This window comes from Bradyrhizobium sp. INPA03-11B (assembly GCF_040446015.1).
GTDB lineage: Bacteria > Pseudomonadota > Alphaproteobacteria > Rhizobiales > Xanthobacteraceae > Bradyrhizobium > Bradyrhizobium macuxiense_A.
Map to the genome: position 1 here is coordinate 20,794 of NZ_JASGSR010000091.1, position 12,126 is coordinate 32,919.

Annotated in this window: 12 protein-coding genes; 6 read left to right on the plus strand and 6 right to left on the minus strand. The window is 64.7% G+C overall.

Going from position 1 to position 12,126, the window contains the following annotated elements; translation table 11 throughout:
• Window positions 1-212: 212 nt before the first annotated feature.
• From QMZ05_RS29535 to QMZ05_RS29550, 4 genes are all read right to left on the minus strand, one after another.
• A complete protein-coding gene (locus QMZ05_RS29535; RefSeq protein WP_353703958.1) occupies window positions 213-2,207 on the minus strand; it encodes a carbohydrate porin in 1,995 nt (664 codons plus the stop codon).
• Between the two features lie 549 nt (window positions 2,208-2,756).
• Window positions 2,757-4,421: an NRAMP family divalent metal transporter gene (locus QMZ05_RS29540; protein ID WP_353703967.1), complete on the minus strand. Its 1,665-nt coding sequence runs from the start codon at window positions 4,419-4,421 to the stop codon at window positions 2,757-2,759.
• 37 nt (window positions 4,422-4,458) lie between these two features.
• Complete coding sequence (locus QMZ05_RS29545) at window positions 4,459-4,734, minus strand: hypothetical protein (RefSeq protein WP_353703959.1); 276 nt, start codon at window positions 4,732-4,734, stop codon at window positions 4,459-4,461.
• A 193-nt stretch (window positions 4,735-4,927) separates the two neighbouring features.
• Window positions 4,928-5,221 carry a hypothetical protein gene (locus QMZ05_RS29550; RefSeq protein WP_353703960.1) on the minus strand — a complete coding sequence of 98 codons (294 nt, stop codon included), beginning with the start codon at window positions 5,219-5,221 and terminating at the stop codon, window positions 4,928-4,930.
• A 337-nt stretch (window positions 5,222-5,558) separates the two neighbouring features.
• Here QMZ05_RS29550 and QMZ05_RS29555 point away from each other — a divergent pair, with 337 nt between their 5' ends.
• A complete protein-coding gene (locus tag QMZ05_RS29555; protein ID WP_279709920.1) occupies window positions 5,559-5,828 on the plus strand; it encodes a metal-sensing transcriptional repressor in 270 nt (89 codons plus the stop codon).
• Window positions 5,829-5,963: 135 nt separating this feature from the next.
• On the opposite strand, the gene QMZ05_RS29560 is transcribed toward QMZ05_RS29555, so the two are convergent.
• Window positions 5,964-6,227, minus strand: coding sequence for a hypothetical protein (locus QMZ05_RS29560; protein WP_353703961.1), 264 nt, complete (start codon window positions 6,225-6,227; stop codon window positions 5,964-5,966).
• A gap of 258 nt (window positions 6,228-6,485) precedes the next feature.
• Window positions 6,486-7,292, minus strand: coding sequence for a creatininase family protein (locus tag QMZ05_RS29565; protein WP_353703962.1), 807 nt, complete (start codon window positions 7,290-7,292; stop codon window positions 6,486-6,488).
• A 145-nt stretch (window positions 7,293-7,437) separates the two neighbouring features.
• Between QMZ05_RS29565 and QMZ05_RS29570 the strand changes: the two genes are divergently transcribed.
• The 5 genes from QMZ05_RS29570 (at window position 7,438) to QMZ05_RS29590 (ending at window position 11,974) form a co-directional block, all read left to right on the plus strand.
• The gene (locus tag QMZ05_RS29570) at window positions 7,438-8,481 is read left to right on the plus strand and encodes an ABC transporter substrate-binding protein (RefSeq protein WP_353703963.1); all 1,044 of its coding nucleotides are present in this window, start codon (window positions 7,438-7,440) and stop codon (window positions 8,479-8,481) included.
• Window positions 8,482-8,704: 223 nt separating this feature from the next.
• A complete protein-coding gene (locus QMZ05_RS29575; RefSeq protein ID WP_353703968.1) occupies window positions 8,705-9,511 on the plus strand; it encodes an ABC transporter ATP-binding protein in 807 nt (268 codons plus the stop codon).
• Window positions 9,508-10,296, plus strand: coding sequence for an ABC transporter permease (locus tag QMZ05_RS29580; protein WP_353703964.1), 789 nt, complete (start codon window positions 9,508-9,510; stop codon window positions 10,294-10,296). Before QMZ05_RS29575 ends, QMZ05_RS29580 begins: the two co-directional genes overlap by 4 nt.
• On the plus strand, window positions 10,296-11,279 hold the full coding sequence (locus tag QMZ05_RS29585) for a 2-hydroxyacid dehydrogenase (RefSeq protein ID WP_353703965.1): 984 nt from the start codon (window positions 10,296-10,298) through the stop codon (window positions 11,277-11,279). The genes QMZ05_RS29580 and QMZ05_RS29585 overlap by 1 nt, the downstream gene beginning before the upstream one ends.
• Window positions 11,279-11,974 (plus strand): AprI/Inh family metalloprotease inhibitor, encoded by a 696-nt coding sequence (locus tag QMZ05_RS29590; protein WP_353703966.1) that lies wholly within the window; start codon window positions 11,279-11,281, stop codon window positions 11,972-11,974. Before QMZ05_RS29585 ends, QMZ05_RS29590 begins: the two co-directional genes overlap by 1 nt.
• The last annotated feature ends 152 nt before the right edge of the window (window positions 11,975-12,126 follow it).

Below are 12,126 nucleotides of genomic sequence, written 5' to 3' on the forward strand. Positions count from 1 at the left end.
CCTCCGTTCGATTGGGCGCGCGTTCTACGGGATAACCCCGGGCTTGCGGCAAGCCCGGGGGGTCTACATATATCTGAGTGGGGGAGGGCGTTTGCTGCCCAACCAATTCAACCGTCATTGCGAGGAGCGAAGCGACGAAGCAATCCATGCTTCGGCATACGCGGCGCTATGGATTGCTTCGCTTCGCTCGCAATGACGGGAGGCGGTGCCTGTCAGAACTCGCCGTGGATGCGGCCGGAGATGATGTGCACCGGGCCGCGGTCGGCGTTGTAGGCGGGGTTGGTGATGAACTGATAGTCCGCGGTCAGCGTCAGGTTCTTGTTCACCTGGTAGGCGTAGTAGGTCTCGAAGATCCGCTCCGGACTGTAGTTCAGCGCGCCGTCGCCGATCAGAAGACCGAGGCCGCCGGCGGCGAGGTAGTCGCGATGGACCGATGACAGCCCGTTGACGGCGCCGCCGATGCCGATCGTGTCATTGGCCCGGCCCCAGGAGCTGCCCTTGATCGACAGGCCGCCGGAGACGCTGCGATCGACATCGGTGAACGACAGGATCTCGTTGCGGCCGTCATTCCAGCTCAGGCGGCCGAACAGGCCGACATCGGTTGCGATCTGCTGCTCGCCGTTGAGGTAGAAGCCGTATTTGGTGTTGTCCTTGCGGATGCCGGCCATCACGTCGTTGATGTCGAGCGCCGGGTTGGCGTCCTCGATCGCCAGCGCCTGGCGATAATTGCCGGTGTTGCCGCGATTGCCGAACACGCCGACCCGCAGCTTGCCGGGCTGGTCGAAGATCGAATAGCGCCCCTCGAACTCGACCACCGCACCGCCATTGTTGGGATTGGAGATCAAGACGTCGCTGTTCGGCGCATTGGGCACCTGGAACACGCCGGCGCGCACCGCCCAGTCCTTGCGGTTGAATTCGACCACGGCACCGCGGGTGTAGCCAGGCAGGTCGGCCGGGAAGTCGTAGGCGGCCGACGCCCACATCGCCCAGTTCATGAAGTCGGCGCGCGGGTCCTTGGCGTAGGAATTGCCGTCGAAGAAATCGCCGATCGCGAAACGGCCGACGATCAGGGTGAGGCGATCGATGTCGCGCTTGCCCGCGACCTGGTTGGGACCGTCGGGAACGTCCTCCTGCTCGCCGCCGAAGCCGAAGGTTTGCTTGAAGTAGTAACGTTGCGGCCGAATCCTCGGATATTCGGCGCCGGCCTTCTGGGCTTCACCGTTCGGGAAGCCGGCAAGGCCGAGCGTGCCGTTGAGGCCGAAGCCCTGGGCGGTTTCCGGGTTGAAGTAGAATTCGCCACCCTCCCACAGCTTGACGCCGAGGAACGCGGTCGTGGTCCAGGTCTGCTGCGCCAGTCCGCCCGCCGGGAGGCTGTTGGTGCCGCTATAGGCCGCGCGAAAGGCCGGGTAGCCCTGTCCGATCAGCGTCGTCTGCGCATGCACCGACCAATTGTCGGATTCCGGCAGCAGGGGCTTGCTCGGGGTCGCCGACCATGGCGAGTCGCCGAGCTGGTAGTTCAGCCCAAATTTCAGCAGGTGCAGCCGCGGGTCGATGCTGACGCCGGGCATGCCGAAGTCGCCAAGACCGATCGTACGGCGCGACAAGTCGATGTAGTCGTATTCGAGTTTGGCCGTCCAGTTGCCGCTCAGCGCAAATTCGGCGCCGGCGCCGACGGTCCATCCGGTTTGATACTGCCCCGGTTCGGAGACGACGTTGCCGGCATTGTCATTGACCCGGACCTGGGTGCGGCCCCAGGCGAAGCCGCCGGTGACATAAGGCATCCAGCCGTTGAGGGCGTAGCCGGCACGGCCGCGCACGGTGCCGACATAGTCGATCGAGGAGTTGAAGGGGCCGAGCATGCGCCGCGGCAGATCGACCGGCCCGACGAATGTCGCATCGGCCTCGACGCCGAGCACGAAGCGGTTCGCGAACTGGTGATTGTACCCGACCTGGAAGCCGCCGATCCCACCCGTGATGCTGTGTGGAAAGAAGACGGCCTGCAGGGGAAGCGGATTGGTATTGGGACCGAGCGTGCCGTCGCCATAGCCGACATGGCCGCCGACGTAGAAGCCGGTCCAGCTGTAGACCGCGTTCAGGGCCGGTGACTTGACGGCCATGTCGGCCGCGGCGGCAGGCGTGCCGAATGCGGCCGCGCCGAGCGCTGCGCCGGCGGCGATCCGAACCCGGGAGAGGCGGACGCAGGTCATGACGCGGCTTTCCGCGAACGGTTGGCGGTTTCGCCCGGCATTGCAGATTTGGCGGCCACTTGCCACCCGAGATTTGAAGTCATCGCCCGCCGTCCCCGGTCCGATCCGTGTCGTCCCATCCAAAGCCAGATCAGCACCTAGCATCCCCTGATGCTTATTGCAAATCATTCGCAATAGCAACTGAGGCGCTCCGGATACCTCTTCGATTTGCATGCCACTATGACAGTCACGTAACAGCGCGCGGCAGCAGCCCTCCCTGGTTGCGATCGAACACCCGCCTGTGGCAAATCGGCCGAGCCCCGGCCGTTCAATCGACGCCACCATTGTCGTCCTCCCCAGTCTTGATGAATGCCGGTTGCGCTGCCCTGCCGAGCACGATCCTCGCGCCGGCCCTTTCCACACATCGCACCATCGACAGCGCCGTCCTTAAGCCGGCGCCTGAAATCATGCGTCGCTGATGGAGCGCGGTTGCGCCGCGCAGGATGGCGCTCGCCAGCCTGAACAACACGATCGCGCCCCATCGACGGCCGCGACCGAGGGACACGGCCGTCACGCCCCGACCGTGGCGAGCTGGACGATCCGCAGCAGCACGAGCCCGGCGGCGACGACCAGATAGAAGCGCAGCACGATCATCCAGATCCGGCTCAGTGGGCTGAGCCGCGCCGGCGGCAGCCGGTCGAGCGGCGGCATCCGCCAGGTGTCGCGGTCGAACAGCGGCGGGTAGTGCCGCTTGAAGCGGAACGAGGCGTTGCCGCCCGACAGCACCTCGTACAGCTTGACCAGCGCGGTGACTGCAAGTGCCAGCACGCTGCCGCCGACCAGGACGCCGATGATCCAGGCCTCGCCGAGATCGGGGAACAGCACCGCGGCGGTCAGGATCACCGACAGCATCACCAGCCCGGCCACGACAGCGCCGGTGAACAGGTTCAGCCGGGTCGAGTTGATCCAGGGTCCGAGGATGTGGCGGTCGTTGCAGAGCAGCAGCAGGAACACCGTCGCGCTCGGCAGCAGCACGCCGGCGAGCGTCTGCACCGCGTTGGTGAGCAGCCCGAGCGGCGTGCCGGGCGTCAGCACCAGCACGGCGGCGAGCACGATCAGCCCGCAATAGACGCTGTAGAAGCCTTTCGCGTCCCACGGCTTGCGGTGCAGCGAGTGCTTGACCGCGAACACGTCGCCGATCGCATAGGCGGTCGAGAGAGACACTGCCGCCGCACCGATGATGCAGGCATCGAGCAGCGCCAGCGCAAACAGCACCGCCGGCAGCCGGCCGGCATATCTCTCGAGTCCCACTGCGGTCCCCAGCGCGTCGGTGTAATTGCCGAATTCGGGCCTTCCTGCGAACACCTCCGCGCAGAACGAGATCATCGCCACGGCACCGACCACGACCAGCACGATGCCGATGCACAGATCCATCCGCTCATAGCGGATGAAGCGCGGCGTGATCCGCTTGTCGACGATGTAGCTCTGCTGGAAGAACAATTGCCACGGCGCCACGGTGGTGCCGACGATCGCGACGATCAGCAGCATCACTTCGCTGAGCTTGGCGTCGTGCGGCATCTTCGGCACGAAGAAGTCCGAGGCGATCTGCCCGATCGGCGGATGCACCATCAGGATGACAGGCACCAGCAGCAGGCTGCCGGCGACCAGCACGATGCCGAAGCGTTCGAAACGGCGGAAGTCGCCGGTCGAGACCGCCAGCATCACGATGACAGCCGAAGCCAATACGCCCCAGAACTGCGAGACGCCGAGAAAACTGAGCGCGAAAGTGATGCCGATGAATTCGGTGACGATGGTCAGTGCGTTCAGCACCAGGAGGTCGATGACGCTGAAGGCGCCCCAGAACTTGCCGAAACGCTCGAAGATCAGCCGCGCGTGGCCGACGCCGGTGACGGCGCCGAGCCGCACCACCATCTCCTGGTTGACGTAGAGCACGGGGATCAGCAGCAGCAGCGTCCACAGCAGCGTGGTGCCGTAGTTCTGGCCGGCCTGGGTATAGGTGCCGAAGGCGCCGGCGTCGTTGTCGCCGACCATCACGATCAGGCCGGGGCCGACGATGGCCAGCAGGGTCTTCAGGCGGGCAAGCAGGGTCGCGCGCGGCGCGGTGTCGTCCCGCGCGATGCTGCCGAGCGCGCCGCGGATGTCGCCGAGATGGGCATTGTCCAGCACGGCGGTGCCGTCCGGGTTGGCGGTGGCCTCACGACCGGAGGCGCGCATCTTCAAGTCATTGACGACGGTCATGACTCATTCCTTCTCAATTGCGTGGCTTGGCGTTTCGGCGAGTCGGGAAACGGACAATGTTGGCCGCATCGGGTGCCGGCCGTGGCGTTGCCGCGGGCGGGCGCCTCGGTGCCGTGGTGCCGGTATCGAAAACGAGCACGATGCCGAGTGCTGCGAGGTGGCCCACGAGGCCGGCGCTTTCGCCGATGATGCCGGCAAGGCTCTGCATCACCGGGTCGAGCGGGCTTTGGACGAAGCGCCTCTGCCGGCGCGACGGTTCTGTTGCGATATGTCTTGCGGTCTTTGTCATGCTTGCTCCGATCGTCTCCTCGCTGCCCGTTGGGCACGGCACGAGGGACGCGGAGCGGCTAGGCGCGCGCGCAACCTCCGCTGCCGTGAGCAGCGGCAATTCCAAAACTGATGTCGTTCCCCGGAGGGCGTCCCGTTGTCGCGCCGCGATCGCGCGCAACGGGACAACTAGGTCCTTCGTCCATGCCGGTCCTTCAGGCGGTTGCGGTCATCTTTGCGGCGAAACGCGCGATTGTTGCGCGCGGGCCGGAATGCCGGTCCGCGCGCCGCTGTCGGTCGAGATCATTCGCTGATGATTCGAGGGTGGTTTCGACGATCCACCGGCACTCCAGCCGGCCGTCGATCAGGATCCAATGGCAGGCCGGGGTTGGACGCCGGCGGTCCGCCGGGCGGCGAAAACCCGGCAGGTTGTCATTGGAATAGGTGGCCGCCCGCGGCCGGATCTGCCGCGGCTCAAACGGCCGGAATTTTGCGAGCTTTTCGAACATCGCTCACCTCCACTTCCGCTGTCGCGCGGCAGGCCGGTGAGGAGCAGGCGATCAGCTGAGGCGCGACCACCCATCCACGCAGGCGAAATCTGCGCGATCAGTCTTGCTGTGTTGCGGCGTCAACAGTCCCGTCGTGGGTCTACTGTCGCCTGAGTTGCTACTGCCCATGTGCCTTCTGTGCTGGCTCGTGGTCGGGTTGGTCTCTGGGGTAAAACCCCGGCGCGGAACGAATGTTCCGACAATCGGGCACTATGCCTGACACAAACGCGTGTCAAGCCGAATCTGCTATCCTCCGGGGAGGATCATGATTATCCTCCAGGGAGGATAGGAGAACCATATGTCCGACGACCATCCGCACGTTGCCATCGCCCGGCGCCTCAAGCGCGCCAACGGCCATCTCGAGACCATCGTCGAGATGATCGAGCAGGGCCGGCCCTGTGCGCAGATCGCCCAGCAATTGCAGGCGGTGGAGAGCGCGATCGAGAGCGCCAAGAAGGCGCTGATCCACGATCACATCGGCCACAGCCTGGAGGAGACGCTGAAGGCATCAGGCCCGAAGGGCCGCAATGTGTTGCGCGACTTCCGGCTGATCGCGAAATATCTGTGACCCGCGCCGGTATGTCAGCGAGCTGACGAAGGTTGACCCGCCCGGGGGGATCACCGGGACGGGTCGTGTGCGACACGGGGTGGATGAGGACCCGTGCCGAACGCAGGATCCGCAGCCTTTGGAAAAACCCGTCGATCAGTAGCAGGTGCGCACGCGGCCGATGTAGTTGCCGTAGGCGTCGAACTGGCGCACCCAGCCACAGCGGCGATAGCCGGCGTCGTAGTAGCCGTCACTGGCCGCGATCGCGCTGCCGACGATGGCGGCGCCGACGAGGCCCGCGCCAACGCCCCAGCCCCAGCCATACGGCTTGGCTTCGGCCTGCGAGGTGGTGGACGCGATGGTGCCGGTCACGGCGAGCGCGGTGAGGGCGAGGGCGGCAAACTTGGTCTTGATCGACATGGGATACTCCATCCTGTTTGAGCGCGGCGCCGGTTTGGTCCGCATGCCCGTTGGACGGAGGCTTTCCGGTTCCGGTTCGAAGCCCGGCCGGGAAATATGGTTTCGTGAATTGTTTCGTCGCGAGCAAAACGCAGCGAGATGAGTTTAAATCGGCTCGCGGCAAGCTCGGTGCACCTCTCCCAAGGGAGAGGTGAATCTTCGACGCCACTTTCAGCTCAACCCTACTGATCAAGCGTCAGGAGGACCAGGCAGACCCGGTCAGTTGCCCCCGAATACGCCCGGATCGAACCTGTCGACGTCGGCAAGCAGCTCGCAGAACGCACGCGCGCCGTGCTCGAGCAGCTGCTCGCCCTTGTCCGCGGAAGCCTTGGTCGCATCGCCGATCGCGCCGCTTGGATTGAGGTCCTGCGCCTGCCAGGCGAACGGCGCCGGCCGCTGGGTCGACAGCCAGCGGTGATCCTTCTCGATCTGAATGCTCGCGGGCTTGAAGTCCGCGATTGCATCCTTCCGCACATGTTGCGGATATTTCGCCAGCATGATCGAGGTCTCGACCGCGCCACCATGGATGCCGTGGCGCAGTTCGTCGGCCTCGAACAGCCCGTCCGGCGTGCCGAAGCGCGACCAGCTCGTGGTCACCACCAGCATTTTGTGTTGCGCGCGCAGATCCTGCGCGACGAGTTGCATCGCGGCGGAGTTGCCGCCATGGCTGGTCACCACTACGAGCTTCCTGATCCCGGCGCGTGCCACGCTCTCGCCGAGCGCCATCCAGCTGTTCAGCGCCACGTTGGTCGGCAGGGTCAGCGTGCCCGGAAAATCGATGTGCTCGGTGGAGATGCCGACCGGCTGCACGGGCAGGAACGTCGCCGGGATGGCCGCCGGCAGCAGCGCCTGCACCCGCGTCAGATACGCCTCGCCGATCATGACGTCGGTTCCAAGCGGCAGATGCGGTCCGTGCTGCTCGGTCGCGGCCAGTGGCAGCACCGCGATCCAGCGCGCGGCCGCGCCCTTGGCGATATCCGGCCAATGGATGGCGGTCCAGTCACGGGGCGGAAGCGTCGAGGTCATCAAGCCGGTCGTTTCAATACAAGCGTTTCATGGGATGGATTTGCAGGCTAGTTTGTTTAACATCAGTGGGGTGTTCGCGTCTCCGGGCGCGGTCCACGTCTTCCCGCCTTCCATCATGGGCCATAATATCAGACGGAGTCCAACCATGATCCCGGCCTTTTTGCTGCGAGCGTTAACCACAGCGCTGCTGGCCGCCACCCTCGGCGTTTCCGCAGGTCTCGTCCCGGCGCGGGCGCAGAGCTCGGACAAGACCTTGGACAAGGTCTCGTTCGGCACCAATTGGGTCGCCGAGGGCGAGCATGGCGGGTTCTTCCAGGCGCTTGCCGACGGCACCTACAAGAAATACGGCCTCGACGTCACCATCGTGCCCGGCGGTCCCAACGAGAACAACCGCATGCTCCTGATCGCGGGCAAGCTCGACTTCTTCATGAGTGCGAACTCGCTGCAGACCTTCGACGCCGTCACCAACAACGTGCCGCTGGTCGCCGTCGCGACCATGTTCCAGAAGGACCCGCAGGTCTTCCTGACCCACCCGGAGGTTAAGGTCAGCAAGATCGAGGACCTGAAGCCGCTGACGCTGCTGATCTCGAAGGAAGGCATCACCAGCTACTTCCAGTGGCTGAAATCCGAATACGGCTTCGACGAGAACAAGGTGAAGCCCTACACGTTCAACCCGCAGCCCTTCATCGTGAACAAGCAGACCGCGATGCAGGGCTATGTCACCTCCGAGCCCTTTGCGGTCGAGAAGGCCGCCGGCTTCAAGCCGAACGTGCTGCTGCTCGCCGATTACGGCTTCAACTCCTATTCGACCTTGATCGAGACCCGCCGCGACCTGGTCGACAAGAAGCCGGACCTGGTGCAGCGCTTCGTCGATGCGTCGATTGTCGGCTGGTACCATTATGTCTACGGCGACAATTCGGCCGGCAATGCGATGATCAAGAAGCTCAATCCCGACATGAACGACGAGCTGCTCGCCTATTGCGTCGCCAAGATGCGCGAGTACGGCATCGTCGATTCCGGCGACTCCATCAAGAACGGCATCGGCGCCATGACCGATGAGCGGATGGCGAGCTTCTTCGACAAGATGGTGCGCGCCGGCGTGGTCAAGAGCACCATCGACTATCGCCAGGGCTACACGCTGCGCTTCGTCAACAAGGCGGTCGGCGTCGAACTCCGGCCGAAGAACTGACGGCTGCGGACGCGATGAACTTTGACGCGAATGTTGCGGCGTCGGCAGTCTACCTCTCCCCCTGTGGGAGAGGTCGGATCGCATCGCCAGATGCGATCCGGGTGAGGGGTCCCGGCCTCTCGTGGGACCTGCACCCCCTCACCCGCGCCTTCGGCGCGACCTCTCCCCGATGGGGAGAGGTGTCCTTCGCGGCACGATCGCGCTCAGCAATATCCAGCCGTCGATGGTAGAGAGCGCCGTGCCGAAAGCCGATGCCAGTGGACCAGCGGTGCGCCTGCGCGGCGTCACCAAGACTTATGATAGCGGAGTGATGGCGCTCGGGCCGCTCGACCTCGATGTGAAGCGCGGCGAGTTCGTCTCGCTGCTCGGACCCTCCGGTTGCGGCAAATCCACCGCGCTGCGAATTATCGCAGGCCTCGCCACACCGAGCACAGGCACGGTCGAGCTCGCGCATCACGGCACCGAGCGGCGCGGCAGCCACAGGATCGGCTTCGTGTTCCAGGAGCCGACCCTGATGCCGTGGGCCACCGTGCGCGACAATGTCCGCCTTCCGCTGAAGCTTGCCCGTGCGCCGGTGGCTGACGCCGAAATGCGCATCGATGCTGCGCTCGATCAGGTCGGGCTGGCGGAGTTCGCCGGCGCCTATCCGCGCGAATTGTCCGGCGGCATGAAGATGCGGGTGTCGCTGGCGCGCGCGCTGGTCACCGATCCTGACATCCTGCTGATGGACGAGCCGTTCGCGGCGCTCGACGAGATCACGCGCTTTCGCCTCAACAACGATCTGCTGTCGCTGTGGCGCGACTTGCACAAGACCGTCATCTTCGTGACGCACTCGGTGTTCGAGTCGGTCTATCTCTCGGAGCGCGTGATCGTGATGACGGCGCGTCCGGGCCGGATCGGCGCCGAGTTTCGCATTGCATCGACCGAGCCGCGCGGCGAGGAGTTCCGCACCTCGGCCGAATATGCCGCGTTCTGCCGCGAGGTCTCCCATGCGCTGGCGCCATCCTATGCAGGGCAGGCGGGCGCATGAAGTCTCCGCAGGATCTCATCCGTTTTCTGCTTCCCGTCGCGGTGTTCGCCGCGGGGCTCGTGCTCTGGGAAGCGATCGTCCGCACCTACGGCATCCAGCCCTATGTGCTGCCGAGCCCGCTCCTGGTGCTGAAGACGCTGGTTGCGGATTGGCCGATCTTGTCGCAATCGCTCGGCGTCACGCTGCTGACCACGCTCGAGGGCTTCATTGCCGCCGCGGTCGGCGGCGTCGTGCTGGCGCTGCTGTTCAACCAGTCGAAATGGCTGGAATATTCGCTGTTTCCCTATGCGGTGGTCTTGCAGGTCACCCCCGTGATCGCGATCGCGCCGCTGCTCTTGATCTATCTGCAGCAGCAAACCGCCGTGATCGTCTGCGCCTGGATCGTGGCGTTCTTTCCGGTGCTGTCGAACACCACGCTCGGCCTCAACTCGGTCGATCGCAACCTCGCCGGTTTGTTTCAACTTTATGGCGCGTCGAGGCTGCAGACGCTGCTGTTCCTGAAGCTGCCCGCGGCGCTGCCCTACATCCTCGGCGGCCTGCGCATCGCCGGCGGCCTGTCGCTGATCGGCGCCGTGGTCGCGGAGATCGCGGCGGGCAGCGCCGGTGCCGGCTCGGGCCTTGCGTTCCGGATCGCCGAATCCGGCTATCGGCTGAATATTCCCCGCATGTTCGCAGCACTTCTGCTGCTATCGCTGGCCGGGATTGTCATTTATGGGTTGCTGGCGCTAGTTTCGCACCTGTTGTTGCGGCGTTGGCATGAGAGCGCGTTAGGAAAGGAAAGTTGATGGCCCCGATTTCTTCCGAAAAGATCGATCTGCTGATTTATGGACCGATCCGGCCAATCCTCGAAAACGGGTTTTCCGACCAGTACGTGCTGCACAAGGCCGAGAGCCGCGGCGACCTCGAGCGCCTGACGCCCGACACGATGGGCAAGATCCGCGGCATCGCCGTCACCTATCACACGATGGCGACCGACAAGACCGCGATGGCGTTGTTCCCGAAGCTCGAGATCGTCGGCAGCTTCGGCGTCGGCTACGACCATGTCGATTCCGCCTATGCGCGCGATCACAATATCGTGGTCACCAACACGCCCGACGTGCTGACCGAGGAGGTCGCCGACGTCGCGATGGGGCTGCTGATCGCGACGCTGCGCGAGTTCGTCAAGGCCGATCGCTACGTGCGCTCCGGCCTGTGGCAGACCCAGAATTATCCGCTCAGCGTCGGTTCGCTGCGCGACCGCAAGATCGGCATCGTCGGCATGGGCCGGATCGGCCAGGCGATCGGGCGCCGCCTCGAGGCCTCGCGGGTGCCGGTGTCCTATCACTCGCGCAATCCGTCCAAGGACGTCTCCTACAAGCACTATCCCGACCTGATCGAGATGGCGAAGGCGGTCGATACCCTGATCGTCATCGTGCCGGGCGGCGCCTCGACCGCGAAGATGATCAATGCCGACGTGCTGAAGGCGCTCGGCCCGCGCGGCGTGCTGATCAATGTCGCGCGCGGCTCCGTGGTCGACGAGCCGGCGCTGGTCGCTGCGCTGAAATCCGGCACGATCCTGGCCGCCGGTCTCGACGTGTTCGCGGCCGAGCCGAACGTGCCGGACGAGCTGAAGGCGATGCAGAACGTCGTGCTGCTGCCGCATATCGGTTCGGCCTCGGTGGTGACGCGCAACGCGATGGACCAGCTTGTGGTTGATAACATCACGAACTGGTTCGCCGGCAAGCCGCCGCTGACGCCGGTTGCCGAGACGCCCGTTAGGGATCGCTGATGGCATTGTCCCGCTTCAACGTCGTGCTGTGTCTGCTGCTGGCCGCGTGCGGTTCGGCAGCCGCGCAGGATGTCACGACGTTGAAGAAGGACATGATCGGGCAGTGGGAGCTCGCCACCACCGAGCGCAGCAAGACCTGCGTCGTGACGCTGAAGAGCGATGCGACGCCGCAAGGTTTCAAGCTCGAGCTCGAGCCGGCCTGCGCCGCGGCGCTGCCCTTCACCAAGGACATCACCGGTTGGAGCATCAAGGGCCTCGGCGACATCGTACGGCTGCACAATGCGGCCGACGAGGCCGTGATCGATTTCACCGAGGTCGAGACCGGCATCTTCGAGGGCAAGCGCACCAACGAGGGAGTCTACATCCTGCAAAATCTCGCCGCTGCCCGCTCGCTCGCCAAGTCGATGGACCAGATGATCGGCGACTGGTCGATGGTGCGCGGCAACGGCCAGGCGATCTGCGCCCTGGTGCTGACCAACACCGACGCCGGCAACGACAATTTCCAGGTGTTCATGAAAGGCAAATGCGATCCCGCGGTCGCCGCCTTCAACCCGACGACGTGGCGGCTCGATCACGGCCAGATGATCCTGATGTCGGCCAAGGGCGAGACCTGGCAGTTCGAGGCCGATGACAACGCCCAGTGGCGCCGCGTCCCCGACAGTGCCGACCCGCTGATCATGTTGCGGGAGCAGTGAGGGGCTACTTACATATCGGGAGCGACATGGTGGGTCCGCTGGCCGGGCCACAAAACCACTGTCGTCCCTGCGAAAGCACTAGGGCATGCACAGATCTGATGCGACAGATTGACTCGGACGCTGAGCCTGGGATTCCAGAATCGGCAATGCAT

What these genes read in the sequence shown, in the direction of transcription:
- QMZ05_RS29545 (WP_353703959.1), bottom strand. Translation starts at nt 4,734, where the DNA reads ATGACAAAGACCGCAAGACATATCGCAACAGAACCGTCGCGCCGGCAG.
- QMZ05_RS29560 (WP_353703961.1), bottom strand. Translation starts at nt 6,227, where the DNA reads ATGTCGATCAAGACCAAGTTTGCCGCCCTCGCCCTCACCGCGCTCGCC.
- QMZ05_RS29575 (WP_353703968.1), top strand. Translation starts at nt 8,705, where the DNA reads ATGGTAGAGAGCGCCGTGCCGAAAGCCGATGCCAGTGGACCAGCGGTG.
- QMZ05_RS29580 (WP_353703964.1), top strand. Translation starts at nt 9,508, where the DNA reads ATGAAGTCTCCGCAGGATCTCATCCGTTTTCTGCTTCCCGTCGCGGTG.
- QMZ05_RS29555 (WP_279709920.1), top strand. Translation starts at nt 5,559, where the DNA reads ATGTCCGACGACCATCCGCACGTTGCCATCGCCCGGCGCCTCAAGCGC.
- QMZ05_RS29585 (WP_353703965.1), top strand. Translation starts at nt 10,296, where the DNA reads ATGGCCCCGATTTCTTCCGAAAAGATCGATCTGCTGATTTATGGACCG.
- QMZ05_RS29535 (WP_353703958.1), bottom strand. Translation starts at nt 2,207, where the DNA reads ATGACCTGCGTCCGCCTCTCCCGGGTTCGGATCGCCGCCGGCGCAGCG.
- QMZ05_RS29565 (WP_353703962.1), bottom strand. Translation starts at nt 7,292, where the DNA reads ATGACCTCGACGCTTCCGCCCCGTGACTGGACCGCCATCCATTGGCCG.
- QMZ05_RS29570 (WP_353703963.1), top strand. Translation starts at nt 7,438, where the DNA reads ATGATCCCGGCCTTTTTGCTGCGAGCGTTAACCACAGCGCTGCTGGCC.
- QMZ05_RS29550 (WP_353703960.1), bottom strand. Translation starts at nt 5,221, where the DNA reads ATGTTCGAAAAGCTCGCAAAATTCCGGCCGTTTGAGCCGCGGCAGATC.
- QMZ05_RS29540 (WP_353703967.1), bottom strand. Translation starts at nt 4,421, where the DNA reads ATGCGCGCCTCCGGTCGTGAGGCCACCGCCAACCCGGACGGCACCGCC.
- QMZ05_RS29590 (WP_353703966.1), top strand. Translation starts at nt 11,279, where the DNA reads ATGGCATTGTCCCGCTTCAACGTCGTGCTGTGTCTGCTGCTGGCCGCG.